This window comes from Streptomyces sp. H51 (assembly GCF_035656535.1).
Lineage (GTDB): Bacteria > Actinomycetota > Actinomycetes > Streptomycetales > Streptomycetaceae > Streptomyces.
This window is the reverse complement of the sequence record NZ_JAYMHD010000088.1, coordinates 1-17,337: the sequence shown is the minus strand read 5'-3', so window position 1 is coordinate 17,337 and position 17,337 is coordinate 1. Positions and strand designations below refer to the sequence as shown.

16 protein-coding genes are annotated in these 17,337 nt (G+C 74.4%); 3 read left to right on the top strand and 13 right to left on the bottom strand.

From position 1 onward, the window contains the following. Positions 1-71 precede the first annotated feature (71 nt). The 9 genes from VKA29_RS35880 to rimP all read right to left on the bottom strand — a co-directional run bounded on the left by VKA29_RS35880 (position 72) and on the right by rimP (position 10,974). On the bottom strand, positions 72-3,188 hold the full coding sequence (locus tag VKA29_RS35880) for a serine protease (RefSeq protein WP_420718644.1): 3,117 nt from the start codon (positions 3,186-3,188) through the stop codon (positions 72-74). Further along, positions 3,071-3,742, bottom strand: coding sequence for a hypothetical protein (locus VKA29_RS37090; RefSeq protein ID WP_420718643.1), 672 nt, complete (start codon positions 3,740-3,742; stop codon positions 3,071-3,073). Before VKA29_RS37090 ends, VKA29_RS35880 begins: the two co-directional genes overlap by 118 nt. 254 nt (positions 3,743-3,996) lie before the next feature. Continuing rightward, positions 3,997-4,902, bottom strand: coding sequence for a tRNA pseudouridine(55) synthase TruB (gene truB / locus VKA29_RS35875; protein ID WP_324790265.1), 906 nt, complete (start codon positions 4,900-4,902; stop codon positions 3,997-3,999). Continuing rightward, entirely contained in the window at positions 4,899-5,345 is a 447-nt protein-coding gene (gene rbfA, locus VKA29_RS35870; protein ID WP_324790264.1) for a 30S ribosome-binding factor RbfA, read from the bottom strand. Before rbfA ends, truB begins: the two co-directional genes overlap by 4 nt. A 38-nt stretch (positions 5,346-5,383) precedes the next feature. Continuing rightward, the gene (locus VKA29_RS35865; RefSeq protein ID WP_324790263.1) at positions 5,384-5,677 is read right to left on the bottom strand and encodes a DUF503 domain-containing protein; all 294 of its coding nucleotides are present in this window, start codon (positions 5,675-5,677) and stop codon (positions 5,384-5,386) included. A gap of 153 nt (positions 5,678-5,830) precedes the next feature. Further along, positions 5,831-8,932, bottom strand: coding sequence for a translation initiation factor IF-2 (infB, locus tag VKA29_RS35860; protein WP_324790262.1), 3,102 nt, complete (start codon positions 8,930-8,932; stop codon positions 5,831-5,833). A gap of 145 nt (positions 8,933-9,077) precedes the next feature. Continuing rightward, entirely contained in the window at positions 9,078-9,374 is a 297-nt protein-coding gene (locus VKA29_RS35855) for a YlxR family protein (RefSeq protein ID WP_324790261.1), read from the bottom strand. A 101-nt stretch (positions 9,375-9,475) separates the two neighbouring features. Continuing rightward, on the bottom strand, positions 9,476-10,465 hold the full coding sequence (gene nusA / locus VKA29_RS35850; protein WP_324790260.1) for a transcription termination factor NusA: 990 nt from the start codon (positions 10,463-10,465) through the stop codon (positions 9,476-9,478). Positions 10,466-10,467: 2 nt separating this feature from the next. Beyond that, a complete protein-coding gene (gene rimP / locus VKA29_RS35845) occupies positions 10,468-10,974 on the bottom strand; it encodes a ribosome maturation factor RimP (RefSeq protein WP_324790259.1) in 507 nt (168 codons plus the stop codon). A 239-nt stretch (positions 10,975-11,213) separates the two neighbouring features. On the opposite strand from rimP, the gene VKA29_RS35840 reads away from it, so the two are divergent. The 3 genes from VKA29_RS35840 to VKA29_RS35830 are packed head-to-tail and all read left to right on the top strand — an operon-like array spanning position 11,214 to position 13,147. After that, positions 11,214-11,765, top strand: a complete 552-nt coding sequence (locus VKA29_RS35840) for a hypothetical protein (RefSeq protein ID WP_324790258.1) — start codon at positions 11,214-11,216, stop codon at positions 11,763-11,765. Next, positions 11,762-12,220: a ferritin-like domain-containing protein gene (locus tag VKA29_RS35835; protein ID WP_324790257.1), complete on the top strand. Its 459-nt coding sequence runs from the start codon at positions 11,762-11,764 to the stop codon at positions 12,218-12,220. The genes VKA29_RS35840 and VKA29_RS35835 overlap by 4 nt, the downstream gene beginning before the upstream one ends. 27 nt (positions 12,221-12,247) lie before the next feature. Continuing rightward, entirely contained in the window at positions 12,248-13,147 is a 900-nt protein-coding gene (locus VKA29_RS35830; RefSeq protein WP_324790256.1) for an aminoglycoside phosphotransferase family protein, read from the top strand. A 589-nt stretch (positions 13,148-13,736) separates the two neighbouring features. On the opposite strand, the gene VKA29_RS35825 is transcribed toward VKA29_RS35830, so the two are convergent. The 4 genes from VKA29_RS35825 to VKA29_RS35810 form a co-directional block, all read right to left on the bottom strand. Beyond that, positions 13,737-15,437 (bottom strand): proline--tRNA ligase, encoded by a 1,701-nt coding sequence (locus VKA29_RS35825; RefSeq protein ID WP_324790255.1) that lies wholly within the window; start codon positions 15,435-15,437, stop codon positions 13,737-13,739. A gap of 76 nt (positions 15,438-15,513) precedes the next feature. Beyond that, complete coding sequence (locus VKA29_RS35820) at positions 15,514-16,086, bottom strand: GNAT family N-acetyltransferase (protein ID WP_324790254.1); 573 nt, start codon at positions 16,084-16,086, stop codon at positions 15,514-15,516. 53 nt (positions 16,087-16,139) lie between these two features. After that, complete coding sequence (locus VKA29_RS35815; protein ID WP_324790253.1) at positions 16,140-16,988, bottom strand: GNAT family N-acetyltransferase; 849 nt, start codon at positions 16,986-16,988, stop codon at positions 16,140-16,142. Between the two features lie 149 nt (positions 16,989-17,137). Then, positions 17,138-17,337, bottom strand: a 200-nt coding sequence (locus VKA29_RS35810) for a flavodoxin-dependent (E)-4-hydroxy-3-methylbut-2-enyl-diphosphate synthase (RefSeq protein ID WP_324790252.1), incomplete at its 5' end; no start/stop codon positions are given.

Below are 17,337 nucleotides of genomic sequence, written 5' to 3'. Positions count from 1 at the left end.
GGGTGCCATGCCGGGAGCGGCCTGCCCGCACCGGCATCGAGGCTGTGACGGGACGCACGTGCCACCCGCGCTCAGGCCGGGACACGAACACCCGCGATGTTCTCGAGCGTACGGCGGGCGCCGGGTCCGACCACGGCCCCCCAGGCCTGCGGCGCGTCGGCCGTCCAGCCGATCACGCGGGCCGCGAATCCGGGTACGCGGCGGCCCAGGTCGGCCAGGCGGCGGTCGAAGCGGGCCGCGCCGTCCGGGGTGCGGGTGAGGAGCAGGCCGGTGCGGTGGACCAGGGCGCGGACGTCGTCGCCGCCGTGGCGGACGGCCGTGTGCAGCACGGTGTCCAGGACGGCGGGGGCCTCTTCGCGGGCCAGCAGGACGTCGAGGAGTTCGCGGCGCAGGGGCCGGGAGACGGGGGCCCCGGGAGCGGCGAGGACGGCGGCGAGCGCGGCGCGCATGTTCTCGCAACCGTCGTCGAGCAGCCCGGTGACCAGTGGGAGGAGCGCGGCGCGGGCGGCCGGGCCCCGGTCGAGACGCCGGTCGACGTGGGCGGCGACGGCGGCACACACGCCACCGTCGGAGCAGGCGCGGACGCAGGCGTCGGCGCGGACATCTCCGGTGGTCTCCGGGTGACACCCCGCCGCCTCCCGGCACCGCCCCGCCGCCTCCCGGCACCGCCCCGCCGCCTCCCGGCACCGCCCCGCCGCCTCCCGGCACCGCTCCGCCGTCTCCCGCAGGAGCGTGGCGACCAGGTCGGCCACTGGGGGCGTGGCCGCGAGGACGAGCGTGCGCAGCGCCTCGGCCGCGTGGGGTCCGCGCAGCCGGGCGCGGAAGGCGTCCAGGACCGGCGCCGGGTGGGTCGTCAGGGCACCGGCCAGCGCGTCGGGCGGGAACGACGGGTCGCCCGCCGCGAAGTGCCGCAGGGCCTGCGCGAGATGGCGGGAGCGGGCGCGTGGATCGCGGACCAGGAGGGCGAGCGCGCGGCCGTGCAGGGCGCGGTCGGCGGGGCGGGCGAGCAGCGCGAGGGCCACGTAGCGCAGCAGGGCGCGGTCGGCCTCCGTGCGTAGGTGCGGGGCGGCGCGCAGCCCGTGCGTCACCGCCGCGGCGCGCCGGGCCGGCCGTTCGTCGTGCGCCCACCGGTCGACGGCCCGGCACAGGCCGGACGGCTCGTCCCGCGCCAGCGCGCCGAGCAGTTGGTCGGCGCGCCGGTGCCCGCTCTCGACGAGCACCTCGGTCAGTTCGTCCAGGGCGCGCCGCCGGTGGGTGTGCAGCAGCGCCTGAGCGGCGTCGGCGACGCTCGCGTGCGGGGTCGCGGGCAGCGGCCGGTCGTCGTCGAACCAGCGGACGAGGAGCGGCTGTACGGCGGTGGGGTCGGCGGCGAGGAGCCTGGCGGCGGCGTCCAGGAAGCGCGGGCCGGTGTCCTGCGGAGGGCCGTCGGCGAGGACGAGGGTGCGCAGCAGGCCGAAGCGGACGGCTTCCGGGACGGGCAGCGCACTCCAGAATCCGGGCCCGAACTCCCGCGCGAACGCGCCCCGTACGGGCCGCTCGGCCACGATGCGGTCGGCGATCCGGCGCAGCACCTCCGCGTACGGCGTGGCGTCCGGCACCCGCCGCAGGGTCTCGGCGAGCAGCCTGGCGGACCACCAGGAGTGCGGCCCCGGGTCCGGGGCGTCGTCCAGTGCGTCCGCCAACTCCGTCAGGCGCGCGGCCAGTTCGCGGGTGCCGTGGCGGCGGCCGAGGAACAGCAGCGCCTCGACGACGGGGCCGGCGCGATGGCGCGGCACGGGGTCCGGCCCGGCGTCCGGCGGGGTGCGGTGGTGGACCAGGCGGTGGAGGGCCTCGTCGAGGTCGAGGTGCATGCCCTGGAGCCAGTCGGCCGACTCCTCGTGGGCGAAGCGGTAGCCGGAGCCGGCGGGCACGATGAGGCCCTCGGCGAGGACGGCGGACGCCCACCCGGTGCCGCCGCCGAGCCGTGCGGGGGCCCGGTCCGGAGGGAACACCGCCTCGAACGACGCCCGGTCGAGCGTGCCCCGGCCGGAGCCGAGGCTGCGGCGGGCGGCCTCGTGGACCTGGCCGGCGACCCTGGCGGCGAGCCGGCGTACGGCGGGGCCGCGCAGGCCGTTCGCGGCCGCGAGGCGTACGGCGACGCGCAGGCACATCAGGTCCAGGTGGGCCGAGAGGACGTCGTCGCGGTCCACCCGGGCACAGGAGGCGTCGGCTGCGTCGGGCAGGGCGGCGCGGACCTCGGACAGCAGCCGGAGGGTGAGCGGGTGCCGGGCGTCGGCGCCGCGCAGGGTGCCCGCGGGGATGCCGTGGAGCGCGCGGGCCCGGCGGGCCTCGTCATCGGTGAGGTCGCCGAGGTGCACGCAGGGCGGCAGCCCCGCGGGAGCCGCCGGGGCCCGGTCGTCTGCGGTGGAAGGCGCGGCCCGGTGCAGCAGGTCCCGCGGGAACCTGGTGCCCGCCTCCTCCCAGTACTCCGCCCGGCAGGCCACCACCAGCCGCGCCCCGGTCTCCCGCAGCCACCGCGCCGTCCCCGCCGCCCACTCGGACAGCCGGCGAGACAACGCGGGAGGCGCCTCCTCGGGGTCGTCGAGCAGGATCAGCAGCGGCCGGCCGGCCGCGCGGGCGACGTGCGCGAGGCGGGCCGGGGTGGCGGCGCCGGGTCCGGGGCCCACCGCCCGGACCAGCGCCCGGGTCAGCGCCCGGTGGGCCGCGTCCGCGACCGACGCGTCGGTGTCCCGCAGGTCGGCGCCGCGCAGCCACAGCGTGGGCGCGGGCTCCGCGCCTCGGGTGCGGCGGGCGGCGAGCGCCGCGAGTTCCGTCGTGCGGCCGCTGCCCGGCGGTGAGACGAGCGCGAGGACGGCGGCCGGACCGGCCGTGAACGCGGCGAACTCCCGCGAGATCACGTCGCGTTCGACCGGCCACCCCGATGGCGTCCCCGACAGCACGCTCGATGACGCCCCCGATGACGCCCCCGATGGCGTCCCCGGCAGCACGCCCGAGGGCGCTCCCGCCAGCACCCCCGCTGCCGCGTCCGGGCCGGACGCGGCGGCCGTCAGGTGGACGACTCCGGCCAGGTTCAGGTCGGCGCCGTACGCGGGCACCGTGGCGGCGTTCTCCGCGAGGAGTGCGGCCAGCGGGCCCCCGGCGGCGCGGGGCGGTACGGCGAAGCCGGTGTCACGGTGGCAGGACCGCAGCACGGTGCCGAGGACGCCGACCACCGCGCCGGTCTCGGCGTCGAGGACCGGTCCCCCGGCCGCCCCGCCGCCCCGCCGCCCGGCCGCAGCGCGTCCCGGCCCGCCGTGCCGACGGCGAGTTCCAGCACGTCGCCGAGGTGATGGAGGCGGTCGCCCGTCGGGTACGTCACCGGGGTCGCGCCGAGCACCCGCGCCTCGCGCCAGCCGCCGGCCGCGATGCTGACGTACGTGCCGCTCCGGACGCGGTCCCGCACGGTGAGGGGCAGCGGCTCGAGGCCCAGGCCCTCGGTGCGGACGAGGGCCAGTCCCAGCGCGGGCAGCGCGGTCACCGCGTCGGCGGTCACCTGGCAGCGGCGGTCACCGGGGCCGCGCAGCACCAGCCCGGGCAGGCCGTCGACCGCTTCGTGGGCGGTGATCAGGGTGCCGTGGCGGTCGGCCGCGAAAGCGGTGCCGCGAGGACGGCCGGCGAGGTCGTGGACGCGGGCCAGGGCGGCGTCCGGGGCCGGCCGGGCGCTCCAGGGAGCCCGTTCGTGCCGAGGTGCCTCTCCCGCCATGGTCGAACCTTCCGCCGTACGTCCGCCGTACATCTGTGCGCTGACCTCGACGGTAGGCACGGCATGATCGGCGGCACAGCGCGCGGCGGGAACGCGCCCCCTCGCACTCCCCCGGTTCGCTCCGAGCGCCTGCCCGGACGGGTTAATCGTCGGGGCCGGTCGGACACCCCAGGGGTGGGGGAACCGAGGGGGGACCATGGCGCGGCGGGCATCTCGAACCCCGTGGCCGCCGCTCCGCGGACAGGCCGTCCGGCTCAGCCGAACACGGCCAGGCTCTTCGCCTTGCCCTTCTGTTCCTCCACGAGCGCGAGGAACCGGCCCTCGGGGTCGAAGACGGCCACGGCTCCGGCGCCGGCGTACACGTCCGGCATCTCCAGGCGTACGCCGTTGAGGAGCAGCCGGGCCCGGCGGGTGTCCACGTCCCAGCGGGGGAACGCGGCGGCGGCCGCCTCGGCGATCGGCATCACGGTCAGCTCCTGCTGGAGCCGGTCCAGCGTCTTCGCCGAGTCCAGCTTGTACGGGCCGACGCGGGTGCGGCGCAGCGCCGTGAGGTGGCCGCCGACGCCCAGGCCGGCGCCCAGGTCGCGGGCCAGGGCCCGGATGTAGGTGCCGGAGGAGCAGACCACCGACACGACCAGGTCGAGGACCGGGGTGCCGTCCTCGGCGACGGCGTCCCGGACGTCGTACACGGCGAACGACGAGACGGTGACCGGGCGGGCCGGGATCTCGAAGTCCTCGCCCTCCCGGGCCCGCTTGTAGGACCGCACTCCGTCGATCTTGATGGCGCTGACCTTGGACGGCACCTGCATGATGTCACCGGTCAGCTTGGCGATCCGGTCGTCGACGGCGTCGCGGGTGACCTTGGAGGCGTCGGTGGACGCGGTGATCTCGCCCTCGGCGTCGTCGGTGACCGTGGTCTGGCCGAGCCGGATCGTGCCCAGGTACTCCTTCTCGGTCAGCGCCAGGTGGCCGAGGAGCTTGGTCGCCTTCTCGACGCCGAGGACCAGGACCCCCGTCGCCATCGGGTCGAGGGTCCCCGCGTGGCCGACGCGCCGGGTCCGGGCGATGCCGCGCATCTTGGCGACCACGTCGTGCGAAGTGAAGCCCGACGGCTTGTCGACAATGACGAGGCCGTCGGGCGTCCGGTTGTTCTGGGTCATTCGGCGGTGTCGTCCTCGTCCTCACCGGGCTTCTTGTACGGGTCCGCGCCGCCGGCGTACGCGGCGCCCGCGGACGCCTCGCGCACCTTGGCGTCGGACTCGCGCGCCCGGTCGAGGAGGTCCTCGATGGTCCGGGCGGTATCCGGGAGCGCGTCCGCCACGAAGGTCAGGGTGGGGGTGAACTTCACGCCCGCCGCCGCGCCGACCGCGGAACGGAGCACGCCCTTGGCGCTCTCCAGACCGGCGGCCGCGGCCTTGCGCTCCTCCTCGTCCCCGTACACCGTGTAGAAGACGGTCGCCTCCCGGAGGTCCCCGGTGACCCGGGTGTCCGTGATGGTGACGTGCGAGCCGAGCCGCGGGTCCTTGATCCCGCGCTGCAGCTTCTGGGCCACCACCTCTCGGATGAGGTCCGCCAGCCTCTTAGCCCGCGCGTTGTCGGCCACTGGTCGTCTCCCGTTCTTTCTTTCTCTGCGTTCTGTGGTCAGTCGTCGTCGCCGTGGAAGCGGCGTCTCACCGACAGCAGCTCCACCTCGGGGCGCCCGGCGACCAGCCGCTCGCACCGGTCCAGTACGTCGGTGACGTGGCCCGCGTCGCCTGCGACGACCGCCAGGCCGATGCCGGCCCTGCGGTACAGGTCCAGGTGGTCGACCTCGGCCGCGCTCACGGAGTACTTCCGCTGCAGCTCGGCGACGATCGGACGGACGACGGAGCGTTTCTCCTTCAGCGAACGTACGTCGCCGAGGAGCAGGTCGAAGGACAGAGTCCCCACGTACATGTGTGTCCGGATGACCCGCCGGTACGGGATCGATGGGCCCGCCGGACCACCGGCGGGAACATCAGCACCGTACAACGAACGGCCGGGGCCGATCGACGGAAATTACTCTCCGTCGACCGGCCCCGGACCGGACCGTCTCGGAAGGCCGGGCGCTTATCCGCGCGGCTTCTCCCGCATCTCGTACGTCGCGATGACGTCGTCGACCTTGATGTCGTTGAAGTTTCCGAGGTTGATACCGCCCTCGTAGCCTTCGCGGATCTCGGTGACGTCGTCCTTGAAGCGACGCAGGCCCTCGATGGTGAGGTTCTCCGCGACCACCTTGCCGTCGCGGATGAGGCGGGCCTTGGTGTTGCGGCGCACCTCGCCGGACCGGATGAGGACACCGGCGATGTTGCCCAGCTTGGACGACTTGAAGACCTCGCGGATCTCCGCCGTGCCGAGCTCGACCTCCTCGTACTCCGGCTTGAGCATGCCCTTGAGGGCCGCCTCGATCTCCTCGATCGCCTGGTAGATGACCGAGTAGTACCGGACGTCCACGCCCTCGCGCTCGGCCATCTGCGCCGCGCGGCCGGCCGCGCGGACGTTGAAGCCGATCACGATGGCGTCGGAGCCCATCGCCAGGTCGATGTCCGACTCCGTGACCGCACCGACGCCGCGGTGCAGGACCCGGATGTCGACCTCTTCGCCGACGTCCAGCTGGAGCAGGGACGACTCGAGCGCCTCGACCGATCCGGAAGCGTCACCCTTGATGATCAGGTTCAGCTGCTGGACCTCGCCGGCCTTGAGCACCTTGTCCAGGTCCTCCAGGGACACGCGGCGCGTGCGCTTGGCGAAGGCCGCGTTGCGCTCGCGGGCGGCGCGCTTCTCGGCGATCTGACGGGCCGTACGGTCCTCGTCGACCACCAGGAAGTTGTCGCCCGCGCCCGGGACGTTGGTCAGGCCCAGGACCTGGACCGGCGTCGACGGGCCCGCCTCGGCGACGTTGTTGCCGTTGTCGTCGAGCATGGCGCGCACCCGGCCGTAGGCGTCGCCCACGACCATCGTGTCGCCGACCCGCAGCGTGCCGCGCTGGACGAGGACCGTCGCCACGGCACCGCGGCCGCGGTCGAGGCGGGACTCGATCGAGATGCCCTGCGCGTCCTGGTTCGGGTTGGCCCGCAGGTCGAGCGAGGCGTCGGCGGTGAGGATCACGGCCTCCAGCAGCGAGTCGATGTGCAGACCCTGCTTGGCGGAGATGTCGACGAACATGGTGTCGCCGCCGTACTCCTCGGCCACCAGGCCGTACTCGGTCAGCTGACCGCGCACCTTGGTCGGGTCCGCGCCCTCGACGTCGATCTTGTTGACCGCGACGACGATCGGGACGTCGGCCGCCTTGGCGTGGTTGAGCGCCTCGACCGTCTGCGGCATGACGCCGTCGTTGGCCGCGACGACCAGGATCGCGATGTCGGTCGACTTCGCACCGCGGGCACGCATGGCGGTGAACGCCTCGTGACCCGGGGTGTCGATGAAGGTGATCTTGCGCTCTTCGTCGTTGACCTCGGTCGCGACCTGGTAGGCACCGATGTGCTGGGTGATGCCGCCGGCCTCGCCCGCGATGACGTTCGTCTTGCGGATGGCGTCGAGCAGGCGGGTCTTGCCGTGGTCGACGTGACCCATGACAGTGACGACCGGCGGACGGACGACCAGGTCCTCCTCCGAGCCCTCGTCCTCGCCGAACTCGATGTCGAAGGACTCGAGCAGCTCGCGGTCCTCCTCCTCGGGGCTGACGATCTGAACCGTGTAGTTCATCTCGTCGGCGAGGAGCTGCAGCGTCTCGTCGGAGACGGACTGCGTGGCCGTGACCATCTCGCCCAGGTTCATCATCACCGCGACGAGCGACGCCGGGTTGGCGTTGATCTTCTCGGCGAAGTCGGTGAGCGACGCACCGCGCGACAGGCGAATGCTCTCGCCGTTGCCGCGAGGCAGCATCACGCCGCCGACCGACGGGGCCTGCATGGCCTCGTACTCCTGGCGCCTCTGCCGCTTCGACTTGCGGCCACGACGCGCCGGACCGCCGGGACGGCCGAAGGCGCCCTGCGTGCCACCGCGACCGCCCGGACCACCGGGACGACCGCCGAAGCCGGGACGGCCACCGCCGCCACCGCCGGGACCGCCCGGACGACCGGCGAAGCCACCGCCGCCGCCACCGGGACCGCCGGGACGGCCGGCGAAGCCGCCGCCGCCACCGCCGCCGCCGGGACGACCGGCGAAGCCGCCGCCGCCCGGACGACCGGCACCGCCGGGACGACCGGCGCCGCCGGGACCGCGGCCGCCGGGGCCGCCGCCGGGACGCGGGCCCGCAGCGGGACGCTGCGGCATCATGCCGGGGTTCGGACGCGGGCCGCCGGGGCCGCCGCCGGGACGCGGACCGCCCTGCGGACGGGGCATGCCGGCCGGCGTCGGACGCGGACCGCCCGGAGCCTGCGGACGCGGACCGCCGCCCTGGGCGCCACCGGGCGCCTGGGGCCGGGGACCGGCGCCGGGGGCACCGGGACCGCCCGGACGGGCCCCCTGCGGCCGGGGCGCCTGCGGGCGCGCCATGCCGGTGGAGCCACCGGAGGTGAAGGGGTTGTTGCCCGGGCGCGGACCGGCCGGGCGTCCGCCCGGACGCGGGGCCTGACCGCCGGGACGCGGGGCGCCCTGACCGGGACGGCCCTGACCCTGACCCTGACCGCCGGCCGGACGGCCGCCGGGCTTGGGGGCACCGGGACGGGCGCCGGGACGCGGGCCCTGGGAGGCCGGCGTGGACGGGGCCGGAGCCGGCGCCGACGGCGGAGCGGTGAACTCCGGCGTGGTGGGCGCGGCCGGGGCCGGACGAGGTGCGGGCCTGGGGCCCGGCGTCGGGCGCGGTCCCGGAGCCGGCGCGGGCGCCGACGGGGCCGCGGGCTGCTGCGCCACGGCGGGCTTGGGCGCGGCCGGCGGCCTCGGGGCAGCCGGACGTTCCCCCGCCGGCCTGACGCCGTGGGAGGGGGTCCCAGCCTGCGCCGGAGAGGGCGCGCCGGGCTTGGGGGGGGCCTTCCGGGGTGCGGGCCTGGCGCCGGACTTGCCGTTGCCGCTGCCCGCCTGGAAGGCGTCAGTCAGTTTGCGTACTACCGGCGCTTCGATGGTCGAAGACGCCGAACGGACGAATTCACCGAGTTCCTGGAGCTTGGCCATGACGACCTTGCTCTCCACACCGAACTCCTTGGCGAGTTCGTAGACCCGGACCTTAGCCACTTCGCTCCTTTGAGGTCCGGGTTGCGGCCGGACCGTCGCTAGTTCATGGGCGTACTCATCGCGTACTCATCGAGTGCTCATCGCAATCTCGACCTGCTTTCGACTCGCGAGGTACCAGGCCGCACGGGGTTCCGTGCGGCACGACTTACGGTGTTGCCCGATCGGCAACTGTCGTCTGCTCGACGTACCGGCGCAACGCCTTTGTGTCGAGCGCTCCCGGGGCGCGCAGTGCCCGCGTGAACGCCCGACGGCGTACCGCCTGGTCGAGACAGACCGAGGCGGGGTGCACGTAGGCACCCCGGCCGGGCAGCGTACCGCGAGGATCGGGGACGCACTCGTCCTCGATCGCCACGATGCGCAGTAGGTCGGCCTTGGCCGCTCGCTCCCGGCATCCCACACACGTGCGTTCAGGGCATGTTCGGGCGCGCGTCCGGCCAGACACTCTTAAGTCTACCTCCCCGTACCGACCCCACCCCTTTGGGGCAGAGATCGAACGTTGCTGCGCAGATAACTGTCGTGATCTAAGCGACCTGCGGCTTGGAACTATTCCCCGGTGGCCTGTTCGGTGTCCGGGCGGATGTCGATACGCCATCCGGTGAGCCGGGCGGCGAGCCGGGCGTTCTGCCCCTCCTTGCCGATGGCGAGGGACAGTTGGTAGTCCGGCACGGTCACCCGGGCGGACCTGGCGGCCATGTCCACGACCTCCACCTTGGAGACGCGGGCCGGTGACAGCGCGTTGGCGACCATCTCCGCCGGGTCGTCCGACCAGTCGACGATGTCGATCTTCTCGCCGTTCAGCTCGCCCATGACATTGCGCACACGTCCGCCCATCGGACCGATGCAGGCGCCCTTGGCGTTCAGGCCCGACCGGGTGGACCGGACGGCGATCTTCGTGCGGTGACCGGCCTCACGTGCGATCGCGGCGATCTCGACGGACCCGTCGGCGATCTCCGGCACCTCGAGCGCGAACAGCTTCTTCACCAGGTTCGGGTGCGTGCGGGAGAGCGTCACGGACGGGCCGCGGACGCCCTTCGCCACCCGGACGACGTACGACCTCAGGCGCGTGCCGTGCTGGTACGTCTCGCCGGGCACCTGCTCCTGCACCGGCAGGATGGCCTCCAGCTTGCCGATGTCCACCAGCACGTTCTTCGGGTCGCGGCCCTGCTGGACCACGCCGGTGACGATGTCGCCCTCGCGGCCGGCGTACTCGCCGAGCGTCGCGTCGTCCTCGGCGTCGCGCAGCCGCTGCAAGATCACCTGCTTGGCGGTGGTGGCGGCGATGCGGCCGAAACCGGACGGGGTGTCGTCGAACTCGCGGGGCTCCTGGCCCTCCTCGAGGTCCTCGGGGTCCTCCTTCGCCCACACGGTCACATGCCCGGTCTCCCGGTCGAGCTCCACGCGCGCGTGGCGGCGGCTTCCCTCGGTGCGGTGGTAGGCGATGAGGAGGGCCGACTCGATCGCCTCGACCAGCAGGTCGAAGGAGATCTCCTTCTCCCGTACCAAGCCCCGCAGGGCACTCATGTCGATGTCCACGGCTACGCCTCCTCTGCGTTCTCTTCGTGCTTGTCCTTGCGGCTGAATTCCACCTGCACGCGGGCCTTCTCGATCTCGGGGAAGGCGATCCTGCGCGTGGTGGCCCTGCGCCCCTTGACCCCGGGCACCTCGAGGTCGAGTCCTTCGTCGTCGACCCCCAGGATGCGTGCCACCAGCTCGCCGCCCTCGGCCAGCTGGAACTTCACCAGCCGGTCGGTCGCGCGGACGTAGTGCCGGTGTTCGGTGAGGAGGCGTTCCGCGCCCGGGGTGCCGACCTCGAGGGTGTACTCGCCCTCGCCCATCGCGTCCGTCTCGTCGAGCTTCGCCGAGAGCGCGCGGCTCACATCGGCGATCTGGTCCAGGTCGGCACCGGTGTCGGAGTCGACGACGACGCGCAGCACCCGCTTGCGTCCGACCGAGTCCACCGCGATCTCCTCGAGATCCAGGCCCTGGGAGCTGACGAGCGGTTCCAGGAGCTCTCGCAGCCTCTCGCTGTGGGTGGTGCTCATCCGGGTGACTCCTCGGCCGCGTGTGCTGTTGTGGGATGGGTCGCGTGTCTGGTCAAAGGGTATCGGGTCGCGGGGGGTGTTGCCGTCCACGGCCGCACGGGCGGGCACCGGTGCCCGGCGGCCTGCCGTGCGCACGGGCGGTGCCGGTGCCCGGCGGTGGGCGGGGGCGCGGGTACCGTGATCACGGCGGGCCGCCCTTCCCGCCCGTGTGTTCGTACGAGCCTCCGAGGACGTCTGCCGTGCCGTACCCCCCGCCGTCGCGCGCCCTGTCCGCGCCGCGCAGAAGATCCCTGCTCGCCTCGGCCGCCGGGGGCGCCCTGCTGGCGGGCTGCTCGTCCGGGTCCGGCCCGTCGGAGGAGAACGGGGGCGGCCGTCCGTCTGCCGCCGAGCGGGCACGCGCGCGTGCGGCCCGCGACAGCGCGGACCTGCTGGAGCGGTACGACGCTGTGCTCGCCGCGTTCCCCGGGCTCGCGGAGCGGCTGGTACCGCTGCGGGCGGAGGTCGCGCTGCACGCGGAGGCGTTCGGGGGCGGGGGCGGGACGGCGACGCCGTCCCCCTCGGCCCCGTCGGCCACCGCGTCCGCCTCCGCGTCGGTGACCGCCTCCGCGTCGGCCACCGCGCCCGCCGACGAGAAGTCCGCCCTCTCCGGGCTCGCCGCCGCGGAGCGCGCCCTGGCCGACCGCCGCACGGCGGCGCTCGACGGCCTGCCGGGCGAACTGGCACGCCTGCTCGCCTCGGTGGCGGCGGCCGGCGCCGCGCACGCGTACCTGCTGACGGAAGGCGCCCGGTGAGCGAGCAGAGGCGGTTGCGGGCCCTTCAGGCGGCGCTGGCGGCCGAGCACGCCGCGGTGTACGGGTACGGGGTGGTCGGCGGACGGATCGGTGAGCGGCGCCGGGCGGATGCCCGGTCCGCGTACGACGCCCACCGGGCCCGGCGGGACACGCTGGTGCGCGAGGTGCGCGACCTGGGCGGCACCCCGGCGGCCGCCGCGGCGGCGTACGCGCTGCCCTTCCCGGTGCCGGACCCGGCCGCGGCGGTGCGGTTGGCCGCCGAGCTGGAGGACCGGGTGGCCGGGGTGTACTCCGACCTGGTGCGGGCGTCCGCAGGCGAGCTGCGGCGCGGCGCGGCCGAGGCGCTGCGCGAGGCGGCGGTGCGCGCGGTGCGCTGGCGCGGGGAGAGCGTAGCCTTCCCTGGTCTCGCCGAGCGGGCGGCCGACGCCGGCCCGACGGCGACGCCGACGGCGTGACCGGGACTGGAAGGGGACGACTCGCGCATGGCCTTGGAACCCCCGCGACGCCTGGTCAGGGCGCTCGGTGAGAGCGCGCCGGGCGGTGACGCCTGGCTGGAGCAGTTGCCCCGGGCGGTCCGACAGGCCGTTGCCCTGCGCGAGTTGACCGTCGAGCGGGTCCAGGTGCCGGGCGGGCGGAGCAGTCTGGTGGTGCTGGTGCGGCGAGCGGACGGCACCCCCGCCGTGCTCAAGCTGGCGCCGCCCCGGGCGCGTCCGGAGAGTGAGCGGGCCGCGCTCGCGCACTGGGACGGCCTGGGCGCCGTGCAGTTGCTGGAGCCCTTCGTGACCGAGGGCGTGCTGCTGCTGGAGCGGCTGCACCCGGACGTCTCGGTGCGGTCGCTGCCGGAGGCGAGGGCCCAGCTGGAGGCGGCGGGCACGCTGCGGCGGCTGTGGGTGGGGCCGCCCGCCGGACACTCCTTCGAGACGGTGGCCGAGCGGACCGGCCGGCAGGCGGAGGCGATGCGGGCGAGCGCGTCGGCCAACCCCGAGCTGGCCCCACTGGTCGACGCGGCGCTCGCGGCCCGCGAGGAACTGCTGGCGGCGCCGCCCGAGCAGCGTCTGCTGCACGGGACCTTCCGGCAGAGCAAGGTGCTCGCCGGGGAGCGGATGCCGTGGCTGGCGGTGGGCCCGGACCCGGTGGTCGGCGAGTGCGCCTTCGACCTGGCGCGGCTGGTACGGGACCGGGTGGAGGACCTGATCGCCTCGGCGTCCGGGGCCACCACGACCCGGCGGCGCGTGAAGCGGCTCGCGGAGGCATTGGAGGTCGACCGGGACCGGCTGCGCGGCTGGACGCTGTTCAGGGCCGTGGAGTCCGGCGTGCGGGCGCGCAGGGTCGGGCGGGAACGGGACGCCGAGCTGCTGCTGGAGTTCGCGGGCTGGCTCTGACCCCGGCCCACGCCTGCCCCGGCCGGAGGCGAGGCGGGGTTGCGGTGCGGGGCCGGGGCACGAGCGCGCTGCCGCCGCCCGACGGGAAGCTGTCCGGCGGCCCTGTTCCGGCGGGCGAAGAAGTGAGGCGTCGAGCACCGGCCCGGCCCGCGCGGCGCGCTCCTCACCGCCCAGCCACGTCACCGGCTGTGCTGCTCAGCCGCCGCCGACCCACACCAGCGGGGCCGGGCCGTCCCCCTGCGGCCGGGGCCGCCCCGGGTCACCCGCCGGGGAACGGCGGCCCGGAAGTCCGCCGCGGGAAAGCCCGGCACCCTGCGGGGCGCCGGGCCGGAACCCACAGGGTACGGCCCGAAAACCCCGCCGGGACCGGTCTGGAACGTCTCCGGAGAGCGCACCGGAACCCCGCAGGGGCCGACCCGAAACCCCACACGGAACGCACCGGAACCCCACAGGAGGCCGACCCGAAACCCCACACGGAACGCACCGGAACCCCACAGGAGGCCGACCCGAAACCCCGCACGGAACGCACCGGAACCCCGCAGGGGGCCGGCCTGGAACGTCTCCGGAGGAACGGCCCGTAGGCCCCCGCTCACGCGGTGAGGCGGGCGATGGCCTCCTCGACCGTCAGCTCCTCGCGCTCGCCGGTCCTGCGGTCCTTCAGCTCCAGCACGCCCTCGGCGGAGCGGCGGCCCGCCACCAGGATCTTCGGTACGCCGATCAGCTCGGAGTCCGTGAACTTCACGCCCGGGGAGACCCCGGCCCGGTCGTCGACCAGGACGCGCAGGCCGGCGGCGCGCAGCTGCTCGGAGACGTCGAGCGCCAGCTCGATCTGCAGGGCCTTGCCCGCGGCCACCACGTGCACGTCGGCCGGGGCGACCTCCGCCGGCCAGCACAGGCCCTGCTCGTCGGCGGTCTGCTCGGCGAGGGCGGCGACGGCGCGGGAGACGCCGATGCCGTAGGAGCCCATGGTGACGCGGACGGGCTTGCCGTTCTGGCCGAGGACGTCGAGCTTGAGGGCGTCGGCGTACTTGCGGCCCAGCTGGAAGATGTGGCCGATCTCGATGGCGCGGTCCAGCTTCAGGCCGGTGCCGCACCTGGGGCACGGGTCGCCCTCCTGCACCACCACGACGTCGACGTACTCGTCGACCTCGAAGTCACGGCCGGCCACCACGTTCTTGGCGTGCAGGTCCGGCTTGTTGGCGCCGGTGATCCACGCGGTGCCCGGGGCGACCCGCGGGTCGGCGATGTACTTGGTCTTCTCCAGGCCCTGCGGGCCGACGTAGCCGCGGACCAGGTCCGGCCGGCCCGTGAAGTCCTCCTCGGTGACCATCTCGACGACGGCCGGGGCGAAGTGCGCCTCGACCTTGTCCAGGTCGACCTCGCGGTCGCCGGGGACGCCGACGGCGACGATCTCTCCGTCCACCTTCACCAGGAGGTTCTTCAGGGTGGCGGAGGCCGGGACGCCGAGGGAGGCGGCGAGGGTCTCGATGGTGGGGGTGTTCGGGGTCGGGATCTCCTCGGCGGCCGGGACACCGGAGGCGTCCTGGGGCCGCAGCTCGTAGGTGATCGCCTCGGTGTTGGCCGCGAAGTCGCAGTTCGGGCAGTCCGCGAAGGTGTCCTCGCCGGCCTCGGCCGGGGCGAGGAACTCCTCCGACTTCGAGCCGCCCATCGCGCCGGCGGTCGCCGCGCAGATGCGGTAGTCCAGTCCGAGACGGTCGAAGACCCGGCGGTAGGCCTCGCGGTGCAGGGCGTACGAGTGGGCGAGCCCCTCGTCGGTGAGGTCGAAGGAGTAGGAGTCCTTCATCAGGAATTCACGGCCGCGCAGGATGCCGGCCCGCGGGCGGGCCTCGTCGCGGTACTTGTGCTGGATCTGGTAGAGGATCACCGGCAGGTCCTTGTAGGAGGACGCCTGGTCCTTCACCAGCAGCGTGAAGATCTCCTCGTGCGTCGGGCCGAGGAGGTAGTCGCCGCCCTTGCGGTCCTTCAGGCGGAACAGCTCGGCGCCGTACTCCTCCCAGCGGCCGGTCGCCTCGTAGGGCTCGCGCGGCAGCAGGGCGGGCAGCAGCACCTCCTGCGCGCCGATGGCGTCCATCTCCTCGCGGACGATCCGCTCGACGTTGGCGAGGACCTTCCGGCCCAGCGGCAGCCAGCTCCAGATGCCGGCGGCGGTCCGGCGGACGTAACCGGCGCGGACGAGCAGCTTGTGGCTGAGCACCTCGGCGTCCGCCGGGTCGTCGCGCAGCGTCTTCGCCATCAACTGGGACATGCGCTGGACCGGTGTGTTCGCCATGGTTCTCGTACTCCTGCTGCGGCGTAAGGGTGATGCCTAGGAGGTTAGCCGGGCTGTCGGGGGCGGCGGAAATCGGTTAGCGGCGGCGGAGCAGCGGCAGGGGGGCGCCCATCACGGCGTACGGCTTCGCGGCGCTCGGGAAGAGGACCTGGCGGGCCAGGTCCCGGTAGCCGAGGGAGCGGTAGAGGCCGCGCGCCGGGCTCTCGATGTCGATCGCGGACAGGATCGAGCGGGGCTCGGTGGCGCCGTCGGTGATCGTGGTGATGAGGGAGCGGCCGATGCCGCGGTTCTGGTAGCGCGGGTGGACGTGCAACTCGGTGATCACGAAGGAGTCGTCGAGCCAGCCGTCGTGGCCCCGCGCCCGCAGATACGGCTCGACGACGGTGGACCACCAGTGAGTGCGGTCGTTGGGCATGCCGTACACGAAAGCGACGAGGTCGTCCCGGGCGGTGGTGGCGCCCAGGGCCCGCGCGCCGGGAAACGTCATGTGGCGCAGGACGATCTGACGGCGCACGGCGACCTCTTCCGCGCCGAGTCCGAAGGCGACGGCCTGGACGGCGAGCGCTTCGTCGACCCGGGCGGGAAGGTCGAGCGGGCCGATCACCACGTCGTCGGGCCGGGAGTGACCGTGACCGGGAAAGCGCAGCATGCGGGGAGACTACAGGGCTCGTGACAGCGGCGGGTCCCGGAGCCGGGCCGAGGCTAGAACAGCACGCTCATGAACGCGCCGACCTCGCGGAAGCCCACTCTCCGGTAGGTGCTGCGCGCGGCGGTGTTGAAGTCGTTGACGTAGAGGCTGACGACCGGCGCCACGTCGGCCAGCGCGTACCGCAGGACCGCGGCCATGCCGGGGGCGGCCAGGCCCTTGCCGCGGTACTCGGGGGCCACCCACACGCCCTGGATCTGGCAGGCCCGCGGTGTCGCCGCGCCGATCTCCGCCTTGAAGACGACCTTGCCGTGCTCGTCGAGGCGGGCGAAGGAGCGGCCGGAGCCGACCAGTTCGGCGACCCGGGCCTGGTAGAGCAGCCCGCCGTCACCGGCCAGCGGGGAGACTCCGACCTCCTCGGTGAACATCGCCACGCAGGCAGGCATGATCGTCTCCATCTCGTCCTTGCGGATGCGGCGGACGTAGGGATCCGGGGCCATGTCGGCGGGCATGCGGTCGGTGACCATGAGGGGCTGGTGTCTGCGGACCTCGCGGGCCGGGCCCCAGCTCGGTTCGAGGAGGCGCCAGAGCTGGGCGGTGGGCTCGGCGGGGCCGACGATGGAGGAGCAGCGGCGGCCGGCCCGGCGGGCGCGGTCGGCGAAGGCGCGCACGGAACGCGGGGTGGCGCAGATGGGGACGAGGTTGGCGCCCGCGTAGCACAGCGACGTCAGTATCCCGTCCTCGTAGAAGCCCCACATCTCGCCGCCGAGCCGCCACGGGTCGAGGCCGGCGACCTGGACGCGGGAGGTCACGAAGGCGTTCGCGACCGGCTCGCGGTCCAGGACGGCGAGCGCGGCGTCCAGGTCGCCCGGTTCGAGCACTCTGGAGGTGGTCTGCGTCAACACGTGCGGGGCCTCACCCTGAGGTTTCGCTGATCTCCGCACTGTACCTGGCGAATTTCCGGCGCGCCGCCCCGTGGGGCGGCACGGTGGGACGGGTGCGGCGGCCGTGGCTCCGGGGGCGTTCCACCAGGTCGGCCGCGCACGGGCGGTCGTCAGCCGGCGACGGAGACCGAGGGCTCGCCGGAGGCGACGCCTTCGGCCTCCATCTGCTCCGCCAGCTTCATGGCCTCTTCGATCAGGGTCTCGACGATCTTCGACTCGGGAACGGTCTTGACGACCTCGCCCTTGACGAAGATCTGCCCCTTGCCGTTGCCGGAGGCGACGCCCAGATCGGCCTCCCGCGCCTCACCGG